This window comes from Labilibaculum manganireducens (assembly GCF_002843385.1).
In the GTDB taxonomy this organism is placed as follows: Bacteria; Bacteroidota; Bacteroidia; order Bacteroidales; family Marinifilaceae; genus Labilibaculum; species Labilibaculum manganireducens.
The window spans coordinates 166,708-182,554 of sequence record NZ_MVDE01000003.1 but is presented as its reverse complement, the minus strand read 5'-3'; the positions used below and the strand labels follow the sequence as shown (position 1 = coordinate 182,554).

Genomic DNA, 15,847 nt, shown 5'->3' with positions numbered 1-15,847 from the left:
TAATTAAGCTTGCATAAAAAAATGCCAGCTATTCTTTCGAATTTGCTGGCATTTTTGTTTTTAATACAAATGATTCAAAAACCAATTTATTGCTGCTTTTGCCACGATATCGAACTGTTCGATATAAGGTGTGAAATGTCCGCCTGGAAGGGTGATGAGCTCTTTTGGCTGCAGACTTTCCTGATAGCTTTTTAGGCAAAGGTCTGTGGGGGTAACAATGTCTTTTAAAGCGACTACAAATAAAATAGGAGTAGGGCTTACCATGCTTGCATAAATGCCTGGTTCATACATCCTGGCGTATTCGGTACTTCGGAAGGTAACCTCATTACTGGCTGATGTTGATAATGCTTGTGCTTTTGTATAGTATTCCCTGGCTTCTTCCATAGGATATAGTGGGTTAAGATTAGCTTCACCAACCAATTTTTTCATCATCGGCTCTTTTCCTTTGAGGCGGTTTATTCGGTCTTTACTTACTAGTTTCCAATACCCATCATCTTTTTGGGCAGGCATTCTTCTCGAGCTGCTTTGAGATCCGCTAATGGTAGGAACCTGAGATACGACACATTTAACTCTCCTGTCGGTTGCTGCTGTAACAATAACATGACCACCAGAATAACTTGTTCCCCATATGCCGATTCTATTGGCATCCACTTTTTCTAATGAAGCAGCATAGCTAATGCTGTTTTTGTAATCGTCTATTTGCATAAAGGGATTGATTTCTCCTCTTGGTGTTCCTTCGCTTTCGCCAAGATTTCTGTAATCGAACAGAATCACAGCAAAGCCGTTTTCTGCAAATAATTCGGCAAACTTGTTTATATAAGCTTCTTTGGGAAGGCCAAATCCATGCGCCATAACAATAGCCGGACATTTGCTGTTTTTGTGAGGAATGTATTGTAATGCACAGATTTTTAAACCATCACTTAAATAATTTACTTTCGTTAGACTGTAATTTTTCATATTTCTCCTTTCATCGTTTTAAATTAAAAGGACAAATGTAGTATTCAGGTGTAAAGCCAGATTGTTCAATAAGTTCTATTGATTGTCCATTTAGTCCATATTGAATTTTCTGAAGGCAGCAGGGGTGATGTTAAAGTTTTTCTTAAAAACTTTGTTGAAGTGAGAAACACTTTCGAAGCCACAGTTAAAAGCAATATCTGATATGTATTTGTCTGAATTGACAAGTTGAAATCGGGCACAATCCAGTTTTTTTTGCAGTATCCATTTGGCGGGCGTGTTTTTGAATAAGAGCATAAAATCCCGTTTGAATTTGGAAACACTCCTATTTGATAATCTTGCTAATTGCTCTACCGTATATTTTTTTTTGAAGGTTTTTTCCATCAATAGTTTCAGATCATTGTAATTGTCCGATAGCGAGTTGAAAAAAACTTTTGCCTGTACTGATCTTTCGGTAAGTAAAATAACCAATTCGTTTATTTTTAGCTCCATTAAAGCAGGGTTGTTTTCATTTTCATTGATGTAAGAAAGATAATGCAATATGTAGTCATCAATCATTTTATCCCTGTTGAGGATCACAAAGGGCATTTGTGGATGTTTCCCCAGCGAAATATCCTTGGGATATTTAATAAAAGTGTTCTTAAAATAAATGACCAATGCCTCGAATTCTCCGTTTTTAGGAATGTATTCGGTCATTTCATGAATGCCTTTTTTCAATAACAATAATTGATGCTGATCGACTTCGATCGTATTGTTGTCTTGGATGATAATCTTTTTGCCTTTCAGAATAAAAACGAATGCATTTTCCTGCATTAAAATTGATTGTTTTGTTGAAATCGTATTCGTTTTCCATTTCGCGAACAATAGATTTTTGTTCTTTAAAATTTTTTCTTTTGGAAAGGCTTTCATTTTGTTAAAAGTAATTTTTTAGCGGAGATATTGATTCTCCGCAAGGGAAAATCAAAAGCGTTTTCGAAGTTATGAAAAGTAAACAGATTAACAAAAATACCCGCAGTAAAGTTTGCTCTCAGAAAAATAAAAAGTAAACCGTTGTGTTTTGTAAGAACTGCTGAGGAAGGAGCTTATTTTTTTGTTGAAATCCCAAAAGGAGAGAAGGGGTAACAGCAAGCTCAGCAAATTTGTAAGAGTGAAAGGACACAAAGTTTCGGGTCAGAAAGATCAGGTTGATCAATTGTTTACATTGGTGAATAGAGCTTCGAGAGTGGCGTTGCGGGAGAATTAATAATTTTGTCCTTATCGTCCTCTTTATTTATGGGAGTTAACAAATTTTTGAATGTAGGGGTGCTGTGCTGTTTTGTTTGACAACCTTTGTCAGCACCTCCGTTAGATAAATCATATTCTCCATTTCCAAACCTAATGCAAGCTTACAACCCGCTTTATTTTCCATTCATTATTTTTGTTTTCCCACACAATTAAAAAACGTCCTACTTTTGAAGGTGTCCCAATTGGTTCTTGATTATTATGAAATTTTTGCAAACCTATTTCAATTGCTCCAAAGTCTTTAACAGGATAAACTTCTATGCTTCCTTTAACTAGTTCTCTTGTTACTTTTCCACAAATATTTTTTTTGGTTGCAGAAATTATGTCTTGTTTTGATGTCATTACTCCTCCTTGGTCATGATAAAATTCAATATTTTCTGAAAAGAAAGTACCATACTTGTCAAGATTCAAATTGCAGGTATTATAAGCCTCAAAAAAAATACTGTCTAATTTAACTATAGTGTCGTATAGTTGTTGGTTGTCTGGCTTATAATTTTTTGTCAAACGATACATTGGTTTTTTTGTTGTACTACAACTTGCCAATAGTGTGATAAGTGTTAACAGCGGTATAATTATAGTCTTAAAGTATTTCATTATTTTTTATGTTTGTTATAGTTTTATTTTGTTTCGATATCAATTATTTTTTGTCCGTTTTCACCCAAATAGTGAGTTAAAAGTTTTTGATAAATTTTATAGCCATCATCCACATTCGTAAAAATTAAAAGACCTTGTTTTGTTTTAGGGAAGATAAACACAATAGTTTGAACACCTTTGTCAGCACCTCCGTGAGACAAAGCATATTCTCCATTTCCTAAATCGTAAATTTCAAAACCCAAGCCAAAATGCTTGCTGTTTTTGGTTTCGACTTGATTTGTAGTCATATCGTCAAAAACTTTTTGGGTCAATCCTTCGCTATTCATTACACTGGTCAAAAACTTTCCATAATCTTCAATGGTTGTCAATAAATTGTCTGCACCATTTGCAGTTTTATTTTTTTCTGTTTCATAAGCAACTCCTTTATTGTTATAACCTGTTGCAAATCTTAAACTGTCTGTTTCATTGTCCCAAAAATATTTGGTGTCGGTCATTTGCAAAGGAGTAAAAATTAATTCGCTTGCTAATTGGTTAAGTGATTTATGGAATTTTGCTTCCAACGCTTTTCTCAAATATTCAAAACCTTCTCCTGAATATTGATATTTCGTTCCTGGTGTAAATTCAAAATGTAATTTTCCATCTTTGTTATTTCCACGCCAATTGGTAAAACCTGTTTGGTGGCTTAAAATATGTCTGGTAGTAAGCAATTTGCTATTTGGGTCTTTTGAAACATCTGGGTCTGTCCAATATATATGAATCGGTTCATCTAAATTCCACTTGCCTAAACTCACTAATTTTAAAGTAACCATTGCAGTTATAGGTTTGGTCAGTGAAGCCACATTAAATATAGTATTGTATGGTGCTGCTGTTCCTTTATTGAGTTCTCCAAACACTTTTACCTGTTGAAGTTTTCCGTTTTTAATTACGCCGATCCCCAGGGTAGGAACTTTGTTTTCCGCTAAGCATTTTTCTATTTCTTTGTCATTATCAAAAATTGATTTTGAAGAGGAAAGCTGTTTTACCTGATGTTCGTAACTCAACGATTTTGTGAGTTTCCATTCGTCATTTTCTATAAGCCAAACGTGAGTAAATTTAGCTGAACTCCCAAATTGCTCAGGTTTATTTAGTTGTTTTTCAAAGAACTGATGCACACCCTCTTGAATTGCGCCATAAAGATTTCCTTTGTTGTAAAGAGCATAAATTTCAGTGCTTTTGGGCAAGAGTTTTCTTCTTGCCTGATAGTTGGATGGATTTCCACACAATCCATTTTGTAAATCATTGAGAAATTTCTTTTTATCGGAAATCCCGTCTTTGTCGTGGAAGAATTCAAACTTTTCACTTAGCAGGTTTTCAAACTGTGAAATGTCGCAAGTGTTGAAGCCTACATTAAAAAGCAAACTGTCCTTTGAGAGGATGATTTTGTATAGGTCTGAATTTTTAGCAACCTGTGCCTGGGTCTTTACAATGAAAGTGATCGTAAAAATGAAGCTTAATAAAATATATTTTGCCATGTCTGTTTTTTATCACAAAGATCAAAAGCAAATTTATTCTGTCATTAAAATCTCCCTGACAATAACCTGTCAAAAACCCGACAATTTTATATCATATTGAAATGCAGGCTGTAATACAGCTTTTTTCTTTTGTCTATTTCAACTGCATTTCTAAGAACGAAATAAACATTTGAAAGAATCAAAAGAATCAAAAGTATTAAAGTAAAGTTATGTCCGGACTTTGTGAAAATACCTAACATAAACACAATGGGGGCTATGATTGTCCACATTATTTGTAGCGAAATAATTTGTTTTGTTATGGGGTTCTTCAATTTCATTGCAAACATTAATATAAGCGGAACAAGAATATTTAAAGGAGGAAGAATTATGAATGGCAAGGAAGAAAGGTTGACTAACTTTATTGATGAGTAATTTAATAAATTGTCTTCTTCCTTTGGTGTTGTTTTTTCGTTACTATCTTCTTTGTTTTCAATTCCGGGTTGTTTGCTTCGCAATTCTTTTTCCTGGACGCCTAATGCTTCTCCTAAAACTCGAAGTGTGTATCCTTTTGGATCTGTTCCTGCTTCAATTCTCTGAATTGTCCTTACTGAAATACCGGATTTCTTCGATAATTCTTCTTGAGTAAGATTTTGCTGTTCTCTTATATTTTTAAGTTTGGACATTCTGTTGTTTTAAAAACGTTTCGCGGGTATGGTGGTTTTCTTTCCGTTCAATTGTAATTTTTTCTATTAGCTATCAAGTGAAATTTAAACTTCTCTTTCGTCCGTTTTTTTAATCATTTTTAGAGTGAAGCCTCCAAGAATTAGTATGATTAGAGCCATAACCGCCCACAACCATTTTTCATCGGCAAAAAGTGGTTCCGATTTAGGTGTTTCCGATTTTGTAATTATTTTTTCATCACCAAGGGCAAGTGTTGTTATCGATTTAGGGATGTTGTCTGAAAATCGGGAAATGTCATAATTTGGTCTTCGGGCATTGGTATTTCCATAATAAAGGAAATACTTCGCGGGTTTCGAAAATCGAACCAGTAACTCATAAACAGAGCCTCCTATTTCAACATTGCTAATGGTAAGCGCTTCATTGTCTGAATTTTTGATGATGATTTTTACATGCTGAGCAACTGTATTGCTGAATTTGAACTCATTTTTTTCAATGGAGTTGAGCGTGCCCGAAGCAAGGGTTTGATAGTTGTATTTCCATCCAAGTTCAGTTTTGGTACTATCCGTTACATACTGAATGTGAACGGGTCTGTAATAATCAAATGATTCGAGAATATTTACTTTAAGATTATTTATCAAAACAGGAGAACCCAAATCGATATCAAGCTCAGTCTGTTTGCGCTTTTTATTCTCAATGGTGTTGATTTTCTTTATTTGGTAATTGCGGGATTTTCCTTTTACAATCTCTTTAAGAAATAATGCCGCACTTTCCAGCTTAGGTTTTTCCCCGCTTTTGATTCCTATTCTGTAAAAACCATAATTGGCATTTGGAAAATTAAGTTTCGAAAACTGATAATTGGTGTGTGCATTGTTAATGGATAGTATTCTGTAATCCTCGACAAGAGTATACCAATTTTGTTGATCCTGACTTCCTTCAAGAGTTGTTTTCCAATCGAAATTTTCCTGTTCGAAATTTAACTGAATTTGATTTATTGAATTGGAGGTGGGAACTTTAAAGGTGAAGTAATAGCCGTTTTTATCCCTCGATTGATTCAATAATTTAAAGTCAACATTTACATTTTTTATTTGATCTTCGGTGGAATGTATAATGTACGGTGCTTCGAGCGTGTCATTTTGCTCAGAGATGCCAATAATTCTAATATCGTTCAGGTTTGGGGAAATCTTCCCGAAAATTTCATTCGGTAGTTCCAGTTTGTGCCATTGATCGTTTGTACCAATAATTTCTCTTTTGTAGTTGAAATTATTCTGCTGGCCAAAGGAATTGGAGAATGCAAAAAGTAACAGAAGGAAACAGATCTTAATTTTCATGGGAGTGTAAGTTTATTAGTATGTCTGAGTAAAACCAGCTGAAATAAATTGTGTTCTTTGCTTTAGATTTCTTCCTCAGTCATATTGCTCTTGTATTTGTTGTACAGGAACGAAATAATCAAAAGAAGTATTCCCAATAAAACAAATGCGATGGTTTTTGCTATTGTACTCAATTGCGAGATGTCGTAAAAGAAGAGCTTTACCAATGTAAGTGCAAACAATCCGATAGCGCCAATTCGCAAATGTTTCTTGTTTTTCCAGATGCCGTAGGCAATCAGGAGTAATGAATAGGAACCCCAAAGTATGCTTAAGCCAAGTTTATAGGATTGAGTTGATCCGCTTATGTCCATCCAATTAAGCAACTCGCTGCTAAATATCCATAGAATGGAGGTGCTAAGCAGGTATTCAAATGCTATTCTGTACCTTTTTGCATTAAATTCTTCCTTTACATGAAGAAATATACTTGTCAGTGCAATTGCAGCAAAGGCTAATGAGATGTATCTGATAATGATATTGAATGTTCCCCGGTGATAATATTCAGATAAACTTTGAGTAAGATAACTTTCTCTTAATTCACTTAGGGAGTACAATCCTTGGGTTAAAAATACGACCAAAGTTATCGTTGTTAATCCAATACCGGCATAAGCTAAATTTTTGTTTTTTAATTTCCTGATATTCACAAAAGAAAGAACTGAAAAAAACAGTAAGGAATAATTGATGATCCAGATCGTTTTAAATTCTTTTAAATCGTAGTTGTTATAGTAGCTGGCATATTCCTCTCCGGTTGCCTGAATGCTTAATGCCGATTCCTTAATTAGTTGATTCCAGTAATTGCCAATTTCCAATCGGATTGAATAGTAAAGCGTAAATACGAGAATAACAGGAATGGCATAGGATAATAGTTTGGTGACCTTTAGCCATGAGCCTAATAAAGTCGGATACTTGATATTGCTGTTCAATCTGTTGATAAACCCAAATGAAATAATAAAAAGCAATGAACTCAAAAAATTAACATTAAGAAACAGAGTGATTTTGGTTTCCGGATCAGCCACAAGGTAGGTGTTATACATGGTGGTCCAATCCTGCAAAATACTACAGAAGGCAAGTGTCATTAAAGGGTAAGACATTGCTTCGTAAATAGAAACTTTTTTAGTTCGGCCAATCCAAAAGAGCAGAGCGGCTTCACTGACCCATAATAAAGTTACCCAATTTCCGTCTAGCTGAATAGGAAATGCGATGGTGATAAATGTGAGAACTAAACCTGATATCAAATAGAAAACATTTTTGTCGTCAAGCTTTTGTTTGTAGATAATTACACTGACAATACTGTGAACAACAGCATTGATAAGAGTGAATAATCCTAATAAATGTTGTCCTGTTTCGTGAAGCGATAATATAGAATATCCCAGACCAAAAAAGATAAGGGAGTTGGATACAAGAAGCAGAGAATTGCCTTTGTTGAATTTCTCTTTCCGAACCAATTTGTAAGCAAGGAACAACAAATAAAAGATCGCGAAGAATACGGTTAGAAAGCTGCTTCCCAGTACAAAGTGTTCACTGGTTTCGTATTTTCCCAGGAACCAGGAATAGAAAATCAACCAGGTAAGCACGAAAGAAGAATAATGCAATGCCTTCCAGTACTTCCTGAATGCTATGAAAAGAATGCCAATGTTAATAATGGTCATGTAGGTAAAAAGTACAGCCACTTTTCCTGAGCCGTCACTTAGCAGGAAGGGAACTGCGTATGCTCCCACCAAACCAATATGAGCAATTACCTGCTTGTTGTAATTAATCGCAGCAACAACTGTGAATACGGTGAAAATCAGCATCAGAATAAAAGCAAATGCCTGCGGAAACAGATCGTACAGACTGTAGGCCATATAGGTAATAAAATATAGAATTGCTATGGCACCACTCACCAGAACGGCGCTGTAATTTTCATATTTCGCTTTTAGTTTTATTCCAAAACCCAACAGACCAATTCCGGTTAAATAAGCCAGGATTATTCTTGTTAAAGGGCTGATAAGATCATTGTCGATGGAGTACTTGGCACCTATCGCCACACCGATAATGGTAATGGCAATCCCAATTTTATTGATCAGATTTTCACCAATAAATTTCTCAAGATCGGATTTCGATTTTGGAGGTTGATTGGTTGCAGGAGGGGTGACAATTGTTTTTGCAGTCTCAATTTTGGGTTTCTCCTGCGTTGCTGGAGATGCGATGTTTTTCAGATCATCAAGAAGATTTTCATTCAAAATCTGCGTCTCTTCTTTATCTGCAAGAGGTTTTGCTTCAGCACTCTTTAATCGAATTAATTCATGTCGTAATTCACTAATTTCATTCGACAGAGCCTCTTGTTTTTTATGAAGCTTTTCTTGTATCTCGAAAAGCTGATTTATTTTGTCTTTATTGTCTGACATATGATCTACTTACATAAGTATTGCAAATATAATTCCTTGTTGAATTGTAAATATCCAAAATTGGAAATTTTTAGTTTGCCTGATTAAGGAATTGTTTACTTTAGCTCGTGAATTTATGAAAAGCATTCTACATAAACAAAATGTATGTTTTAATGCAGCTGTCGCACAAACCCAATATTTGATCAAATAATATTATGACGAATTGTTTTGTGAATTTACAATGCCAAGGAATGGAATGTGATATTTTTTGAGTTATCTATTCCAAATTTCCCAGCTTTTTTCGGCTTGTAAGTGAAGCATTTTTAAACCATTATGAGTTTTAGCTCCTTTTTCTGCTCCTTTTTTCATGAAAAGAGTCTCTGCAGGATTGTAAACAACATCGTACAGAAAATGATCTTTTGTAAGGTGTTCGTATGGGATATCCGGACAGGTATCATCTTTTGGGAAAGTTCCCAACGGAGTACAATTCACTATCAAATGACAATTGTTTATGATTTCGGGGGAAAGCATCTCGTAGCTTATGCATTTGTCAGAAGCAGTTCTGGATACAAATTGGTATTCAATATCCATTTCTTCCAATGCTGTGGCTGCAGCTTTTGAAACCCCGCCAGTTCCTAAAATTAATGCTTTTGGTTTCGCTCCATCCAAAAAAACACGCAACGATTCAGTAAATCCGTGTATGTCGGTGTTGTAACCAACTAATTTAAACTGATCATTTTCACGGATAATTTGTACGGAATTTACAGCACCAATTCTTTCTGCCAAAGGATCAATATCATCGAGGAATTGAATTACATCCTGTTTGTAAGGAATGGTAACACAGAATCCTTTTAAGTCGGAATGTTGCTCCAATATAGCAGGGAAATCTTGAATATTGGAAAGTTCGAAATTTAAAAAAGAAGCATCTATGTTTTCTTCCGTAAATTTATCCGTAAAGTATTTTTTTGAAAAAGAATGTCCCAAAGGGAAACCAAGAATTCCGAATGTATCCATATTATTCTGTTTTAGATTCCGGAGAAAATTTTTCCATCATCCAAATTAATAGAAATCCGGCAATGGCCAAAAGAACTGCAAATATCAATTGTGAATCTTGTTCAGAAATATTTGCGAATGTATTTGGCAGTATATTTTCCTGCAGCAATGGTTTTTCAATTCCGTGCCGGTCAATAAAGGTGGAGATTGTGTTTTTCCAAGGCCAAACTTTATTTAAAGATCCGATCATGAATCCGGAAAGCAAACCGATAGTCATGTTGTGGTATTTTTTTAACAGCCAGCTTAGCAGATTTGAGAAACTTAAGAGGCCTATCACAGCTCCCGCACCAACCACTGCAACAACATCCAGTTTAAAAGAACTGATGGCATTTAGGATGTATTCATATTTTCCCAAAAGGAGCAATATGAAGGCGCCTGATATTCCAGGTAAAATCATCGCACAAATTGCCAATGCTCCCGAAAGAAAAAGAAACCAGTAGGAAGTGGGTGTTTCTGCCGGAGTAACAACAGTTACCATGTAGGCAATTCCGATACCAATAAGCATTGCTATAATAGTGCGTAGTTTCCACTCCGTTATTTTACGGGCAATAACAATTGCAGATGCAACAATCAACCCAAAGAAGAAAGACCAGATTAAAATAGGCTGTTCGGCGAGAAAATACTTAATCAGCTTAGCCAATGATAAAAAGCTTAGGAAAATTCCGAAGATCAATGCCAATAGAAAGTTTCCGTTAATTGCCTGCCAGAATTCTTTGAATTTAAATTGAAAGAGAAGTTTTACCGCATTTCCGTTAATGGATTTTATGCTGTTAATTAATTCCTCGTAAATACCGGTAATAAATGCGATTGTGCCACCGGAAACTCCTGGTACAACATCTGCTGCTCCCATTCCCATTCCTTTAAAGGCAATAAGAAGGTAGTCTTTCATTTTTCTGGGCATAGTATAATTTTGTTGCGCTTACTTTACTGGTTTCAAATACAATTATTGATTTGCTTTGATTAGTTTGGTGAAGATTTTATTTTTCTTCAATTCAGGAAACTGAATAAAGATGTCGTTAATGTTTTCAGAATCGATATCGATGGCTTGTCTGATATAATGTTCCGAAGATTTGATGTCACCCGTAATTGCATAGTAAGCAGCTAAATTACTTAGTAATTGAGGACAGTTTGGGGTCTGGGCAAGACTTTCCAACAACACATCAATAGCGGTTTCTTCATTTTCATTTTGATGATAATATTCAGCGAGAGTTATTGGATAAGTGGTATCGTAAGGATCCAGATCAATAGCCTCTCTAAATGCCTGAACTGCTTTTTGAGGCGAATTGGCTCTGGCGTAAGCCGATCCCAAGGCAAACCAATAGTCTGAATTTGTATCGTCCAGATTTTTAGCTTTTTCAAGATAAACCAAACACTCATCAATTTTATCCTGATACATGAGAATTAATCCCATTCCAAACCAGGGATCTGCTAAATTCTCATCCGTTTTAATGGCTGTTTCGTAATTGATTAAGGCTTGTTCGTATTCGTCCATTTTCTCAAAACATTCGCCAATATAGGAATAGGTTGAAGCATGATCATCATCAAACTCAAGATATTCGGTGTAGCATTTTATTGCTTCTTCGAAAAGTCCCTGATTAGCCAGAGCATTGGCTTTGTTAAAATAGGCTTTACTATGTTGATCATTTACTGCCAGTGTGAATTCGTAGGCCTCAACAGCTTTTGGGAAATTCCCCATGCGGTTAAAAATGATTCCCAGATTGTACCAGGCGTTGTCGGAGAATGGGTTTAGCTCTAAAAATTGCTCATAAGCCATGATACTTTGATCATCCTCGCCAATTTTCTCATAACAATAACCCAATTCAAAAAGAACTTCCGAATCTTCTTCATCTAATTCCAGTGCTTCTTCCAAATATTCTATCGCAAGGCCGAATTGACTCAATTGCTCGAAAGCAAGCGCAATTCTGAAAAGTAAATCTTCACGATTTTCGTAACTGACCTGCAGAGCTTTATCGAATTGTTTTTTTGCAAGCTCAGGTTTTCCAATATGGTTATATATGTTCCCTTTAAGTAGAAGAATCTCCTTGTTTGAAGATTCAATACCCTGTATATTCTTTAAAATGGAAAGTGCTTCGAGATGCTGTTCCCGATCAACTAAAATCTGAGCTTTTTTAATTTGGAGAGAAATAGCACCGGGGTGCTGTCTGTTAGCAATGTTAGAAACTTTAACAGCTTCCAACAGATTGCCCTTCTCAATATAGTGATCAATAATGCTTTCAAATTCATGAACATCGAAGTAGTAAAGCGTCTCAGCTTTAATCATTTCTTCGAACCGGCCTACCAAAGTAAGCGCATCATCATCAAGATAGTTTTCTGTATTCTCTATCATCTATCAAATTAAAATGATTATTGCACTGCAAAAATAGGATTAATTTTAAAATATTCAAGATGTAAGATATTAACAAAAGTTAATCCTTATTTCTGTTTTTATTGGGTTTTGCCCAAAACAAACGGCCTCTTGCAAGGAGGCCGTTGTTAATTATAAATTGCGGTGTTCAATTCTAAGTAAGTCAAATACTGTTTTCACAGGATTAAAAGTTGCAATTGGGACTTCAACAAATACAGAATTCCAATCAGACATGGCACCATTCCACAAACCTGGTAATTCCATTGCTTTCAGATCACTGCCATTGTGTGATTTTTGAGAGATGAAACCAGTTTGCTTATCAACAAACAAAGGAAGATCAAATTTATTTCCTTTATAGTCTTTAATACCGCATATCAAATCTACCGGATTAAAGTGCGTAGAACGTTCAAAAATATTTGTTTGTCGAACGTCTTGTTTGTCAATTTGCGATCCTTCAACAATTTGAAGAGATACAGATCCATCTGAATTTCTTGACCAAAATGGTCCTCCACCAGGTTCACCTTCGTTCTTAACCATTCCGCAGACACGAATAGGACGGTTGAATTTGGAAAACAGGTATTTCTTCAGTTTTTCAGGATCTTCAATTTTAAGACTTGCAGGCGCTTTTGTGCAAAGTTTATCTTCTAAAAAGGCAAGCATTTCATCAAGAGTATTTTGCGAAATGTCTTTGTCTTCTTCCAAAATTTTTAAATAGTCAAAAATAAATGACTGGCGTTCCAATAAAATACCTGCTAAAACCTTCTTGAATTTGTAAGTAATTTCCTTTAAACGATCAGGAACAACATTATCAATGTTTTTAATGAAAACAATATCAGCATTCAGCTCGTTTAAATTTTCAATTAAAGCACCATGTCCACCCGGACGGAATAGTATTGTACCATCTTCGTTTCGGAAAGGTTCATTGTTTGTATCAACAGCAATGGTGTCGGTAGAGGATTTCTGAACAGAGTAAGCAACATTTAGTTTGCCGTTATATTTTTCTTCAAAAGTTTCCTTGGTTTTGTCTAAACGATCTTCAAATAGTTCTTTGTGATCTTCTGATACGGTAAGATGAATTTGGGCATCTCCTTTGGAGTTTTTAGCGTAATTTAGCGCCTCAACCAAATGTTCCTCAAAAGCTGTTCTGGAAAAATGTTTGTACCTGTGGAATTTCAGCAGTCCCTTAGGAAGACTGGCATAATTAAGCCCTTTTTTTGTTAGGAGCATGGCCAGGATTTGTTTGAATTGATTTTTATCAATCATCTTTTCCAAATCCATATTGTTTTCCGAAACAATATTTCGAAGATCTCCATAGAAAGCAAAATCTTCAATTCTGTCAAAGAAGTTAAACATGGTTTCCGGTCCCTTGTTACAAAGGAATTTTAGATATTCGTCTTCCGTGTCCTGATAAGTGTTCAAAAAATCGTACAGCGATTTAAACATTCTTGTAGCTGCACCCGAAGCAGGAACAAATTTTAGCAATGAAAGGCTTTTGGCATGTGCCGTAAATACTTCTTGATAAATATCCTGTTCATCATCACAAATTTGCATTATTCCGTCATCAATTGTGGCAGGCTTCTTCAATTTCATTTTAGGAAAACCAGTTTTGAAGTTATTTAATTGTTCTTCAATGGTTTTAATATCAATGGCTTTGGCCTTGAATTGAGATTGGTCTTGTTTTGAAAACATGTTTAAAGTTTTAATAAAGTGTCAAAGGCAATATAAAGAATACTTTCAATAAATGAAATGCTCATTCTATTAAATAAAAAAAATACTTATGCAATGCTTTGCAGTTTTGCATGTAAAAATACAAATATAGTGGGAGATTTACTGTTTCAATATTATAGTAATATTTGTAAAAAACCTATACAACTGCATTTTAACTTTGTTTTCTGTTTGATTTTTAAGTCTGCAGCTTATCTTGATGAATTCCAATTAATGTCAATCAATTTACTGGAATCAATTTCTTTTGTATTTTTACGATAAATTCGAAGAGGTATGACAAATAAGCAATTTAAGTGGGGAAACAATAAGAGATATAATGATTTCCCAAGTTCATTTAAAAGACGGTTTTCGGAACGAATTCAAAAAATATCAATAGATGCTGGTTTTACTTGTCCCAACCGCGACGGGAGCAAAGGTGTAGGTGGTTGTACATATTGCAATAACAATAGTTTTAATCCAGCTTACTGTAGTCCTAAAAAAACAGTTACAGAGCAGATTTTACTGGGAATAGACTTCTTCAATACCAAATACAAAGCTCAGTATTATCTGGCTTATTTTCAGGCTTATTCAAATACCTACGGATCACTTGATCATTTAAAACAAATTTATGAGGAGGCTTTGTCTCACGAGAAAGTAGTTGGTTTGGTTATTGGTACCCGTCCCGACTGTGTTTCTGATTCTCTTTTAAGTTATTTGGAAGAATTGGCAAAAGATAATTATATCAGTATTGAGTATGGTGTCGAATCGTTGAATAACCGTGCTTTGGAAGCTATAAATCGCGGACATTCCTATCAGGAGGCAGAGAAAACCATAATGAGAACTTCGGGTCGTGGAATTCACATTGGTGCTCATTTGGTAAACGGCCTTCCGTTCGATACACCTCAGATGATGATTGAGCATGCTGTGAAGTTGTCAAATTTACCGGTTGATACGCTTAAAATGCATCAGCTGCAAATTCTAAATAATACAATAATGGCCAAAGAATATGAAGTGGAACCTGAGAAATTCCACTTGTTCGAAATGGAAGAGTATTTGGATTTTATTGTCGATGTAATTGAGAGAATCAATCCAGGAGTGAGTTTGGAACGATTTATAAATCAGGCACCAAAAGGATGGCTGATCGCGCCTAAATGGGGGGTCAAAAATTTCGAATTTGTAGATAAACTGGACAAGAGATTGGTGGAAAGAGATTCTTGGCAGGGAAAATTATTTAAGGAGATTGAATAATCAACCAATAATTTCCTTGAGCACGTGAGCAGCTTTCTTGAAACCTAATTTTTCTGATTGTTTAATGTCGGCGATAGCTGCTTCTTTGTTGCCGTTTTTCAAATTGGCAATTCCCCGGGCGAAGTAGGCCCGCTCCAATTTTGCGTCAATTTTTATTGCTTTGTCGTAATATTTTATTGCCTTAGGGTATTGTTCCAAACAATCAAGCGCAACAGCTATGTTGTAGTAAACACCCGAAGAGTTTAGTCCGTACTTTATTGCTAGATTATAGTCAGTTACTGCTCCGGAGTAATCTTTAATGTAGTACTTGCAAATGCCTCGAAAATGCAGTGCTTTACTATTTCGGGGATTTATGGTGAGCAGATGAGTGTAGTCTTTAATAGCATCCTCATATTTCTTTTGGTTTTCAAAGAGAATTGCTCTGTTTAAATAGGCCTCCTCATCGAATTTTTGTTTCGAGATTACAAAATTCAAATCATTAATTGCTTCTCTGTTCTTATTAAGAAAAGAGTAACATATTGCTCTGTTGTAATAGGCTGGAAGGTAGTTTTTATCGCCTTTAACAATTGTGGAAAATTCTTTAATTGCTTCGGCGTATTTCTGTTTTCCCATTAATTCAATGGCATTCTCATTAGCTCTGTCTTCCCTGTTTTTGTTGCATCCGAAGACAATAAAAACGAGAATGACCAGAATGACAACTGCAGTAGTTCGTAAGTAAAATTTAGTCATGCAAAGTAGTTAGAGTTG

General features: G+C 35.2%; 13 protein-coding genes. 1 reads left to right on the top strand and 12 read right to left on the bottom strand.

Annotated elements, in window-relative coordinates:
• Positions 1 to 60: 60 nt before the first annotated feature.
• From BZG01_RS03470 to BZG01_RS03415, 11 genes are all read right to left on the bottom strand, one after another.
• Positions 61 to 957: an alpha/beta hydrolase gene (locus BZG01_RS03470; RefSeq protein WP_101308434.1), complete on the bottom strand. Its 897-nt coding sequence runs from the start codon at positions 955 to 957 to the stop codon at positions 61 to 63.
• A gap of 90 nt (positions 958 to 1,047) precedes the next feature.
• Positions 1,048 to 1,863: a helix-turn-helix transcriptional regulator gene (locus tag BZG01_RS03465; protein ID WP_101308433.1), complete on the bottom strand. Its 816-nt coding sequence runs from the start codon at positions 1,861 to 1,863 to the stop codon at positions 1,048 to 1,050.
• Between the two features lie 465 nt (positions 1,864 to 2,328).
• Positions 2,329 to 2,829, bottom strand: coding sequence for a nuclear transport factor 2 family protein (locus BZG01_RS03455; RefSeq protein WP_101308432.1), 501 nt, complete (start codon positions 2,827 to 2,829; stop codon positions 2,329 to 2,331).
• A gap of 23 nt (positions 2,830 to 2,852) precedes the next feature.
• Positions 2,853 to 4,340: a serine hydrolase domain-containing protein gene (locus BZG01_RS03450; protein WP_101308431.1), complete on the bottom strand. Its 1,488-nt coding sequence runs from the start codon at positions 4,338 to 4,340 to the stop codon at positions 2,853 to 2,855.
• Between the two features lie 86 nt (positions 4,341 to 4,426).
• Positions 4,427 to 5,002, bottom strand: coding sequence for a helix-turn-helix domain-containing protein (locus tag BZG01_RS03445; RefSeq protein WP_101308430.1), 576 nt, complete (start codon positions 5,000 to 5,002; stop codon positions 4,427 to 4,429).
• 84 nt (positions 5,003 to 5,086) lie between these two features.
• A complete protein-coding gene (locus BZG01_RS03440; RefSeq protein ID WP_101308429.1) occupies positions 5,087 to 6,328 on the bottom strand; it encodes a DUF3999 family protein in 1,242 nt (413 codons plus the stop codon).
• A gap of 62 nt (positions 6,329 to 6,390) precedes the next feature.
• Entirely contained in the window at positions 6,391 to 8,751 is a 2,361-nt protein-coding gene (locus BZG01_RS03435) for a DUF2339 domain-containing protein (RefSeq protein ID WP_101308428.1), read from the bottom strand.
• 252 nt (positions 8,752 to 9,003) lie between these two features.
• Positions 9,004 to 9,744 (bottom strand): shikimate dehydrogenase family protein, encoded by a 741-nt coding sequence (locus BZG01_RS03430; RefSeq protein WP_101308427.1) that lies wholly within the window; start codon positions 9,742 to 9,744, stop codon positions 9,004 to 9,006.
• A 1-nt stretch (position 9,745) separates the two neighbouring features.
• On the bottom strand, positions 9,746 to 10,684 hold the full coding sequence (locus tag BZG01_RS03425; RefSeq protein ID WP_101308426.1) for a polyprenyl-phosphate transporter: 939 nt from the start codon (positions 10,682 to 10,684) through the stop codon (positions 9,746 to 9,748).
• A 42-nt stretch (positions 10,685 to 10,726) separates the two neighbouring features.
• On the bottom strand, positions 10,727 to 12,130 hold the full coding sequence (locus BZG01_RS03420; protein WP_101308425.1) for a tetratricopeptide repeat protein: 1,404 nt from the start codon (positions 12,128 to 12,130) through the stop codon (positions 10,727 to 10,729).
• 150 nt (positions 12,131 to 12,280) lie between these two features.
• Positions 12,281 to 13,837 carry a DUF4301 family protein gene (locus tag BZG01_RS03415; RefSeq protein WP_101308424.1) on the bottom strand — a complete coding sequence of 519 codons (1,557 nt, stop codon included), beginning with the start codon at positions 13,835 to 13,837 and terminating at the stop codon, positions 12,281 to 12,283.
• A gap of 309 nt (positions 13,838 to 14,146) precedes the next feature.
• Here BZG01_RS03415 and mnmL point away from each other — a divergent pair, with 309 nt between their 5' ends.
• Complete coding sequence (gene mnmL, locus BZG01_RS03410) at positions 14,147 to 15,100, top strand: tRNA modification radical SAM protein MnmL/YtqA (protein WP_101308423.1); 954 nt, start codon at positions 14,147 to 14,149, stop codon at positions 15,098 to 15,100.
• Here the strand turns inward: mnmL and BZG01_RS03405 are convergent, their stop codons facing one another.
• Positions 15,101 to 15,829 carry a tetratricopeptide repeat protein gene (locus tag BZG01_RS03405; protein WP_101308422.1) on the bottom strand — a complete coding sequence of 243 codons (729 nt, stop codon included), beginning with the start codon at positions 15,827 to 15,829 and terminating at the stop codon, positions 15,101 to 15,103.
• Positions 15,830 to 15,847 lie beyond the last annotated feature (18 nt).

Excerpts from the sequence above, each read along its gene's own strand:
- BZG01_RS03445 (WP_101308430.1), bottom strand. The coding sequence starts at position 5,002 with ATGTCCAAACTTAAAAATATAAGAGAACAGCAAAATCTTACTCAAGAA.
- BZG01_RS03430 (WP_101308427.1), bottom strand. The coding sequence starts at position 9,744 with ATGGATACATTCGGAATTCTTGGTTTCCCTTTGGGACATTCTTTTTCA.
- BZG01_RS03425 (WP_101308426.1), bottom strand. The coding sequence starts at position 10,684 with ATGCCCAGAAAAATGAAAGACTACCTTCTTATTGCCTTTAAAGGAATG.
- BZG01_RS03455 (WP_101308432.1), bottom strand. The coding sequence starts at position 2,829 with ATGAAATACTTTAAGACTATAATTATACCGCTGTTAACACTTATCACA.
- BZG01_RS03405 (WP_101308422.1), bottom strand. The coding sequence starts at position 15,829 with ATGACTAAATTTTACTTACGAACTACTGCAGTTGTCATTCTGGTCATT.
- BZG01_RS03450 (WP_101308431.1), bottom strand. The coding sequence starts at position 4,340 with ATGGCAAAATATATTTTATTAAGCTTCATTTTTACGATCACTTTCATT.
- mnmL (WP_101308423.1), top strand. The coding sequence starts at position 14,147 with ATGACAAATAAGCAATTTAAGTGGGGAAACAATAAGAGATATAATGAT.
- BZG01_RS03435 (WP_101308428.1), bottom strand. The coding sequence starts at position 8,751 with ATGTCAGACAATAAAGACAAAATAAATCAGCTTTTCGAGATACAAGAA.
- BZG01_RS03440 (WP_101308429.1), bottom strand. The coding sequence starts at position 6,328 with ATGAAAATTAAGATCTGTTTCCTTCTGTTACTTTTTGCATTCTCCAAT.
- BZG01_RS03465 (WP_101308433.1), bottom strand. The coding sequence starts at position 1,863 with ATGAAAGCCTTTCCAAAAGAAAAAATTTTAAAGAACAAAAATCTATTG.
- BZG01_RS03420 (WP_101308425.1), bottom strand. The coding sequence starts at position 12,130 with ATGATAGAGAATACAGAAAACTATCTTGATGATGATGCGCTTACTTTG.
- BZG01_RS03415 (WP_101308424.1), bottom strand. The coding sequence starts at position 13,837 with ATGTTTTCAAAACAAGACCAATCTCAATTCAAGGCCAAAGCCATTGAT.
- BZG01_RS03470 (WP_101308434.1), bottom strand. The coding sequence starts at position 957 with ATGAAAAATTACAGTCTAACGAAAGTAAATTATTTAAGTGATGGTTTA.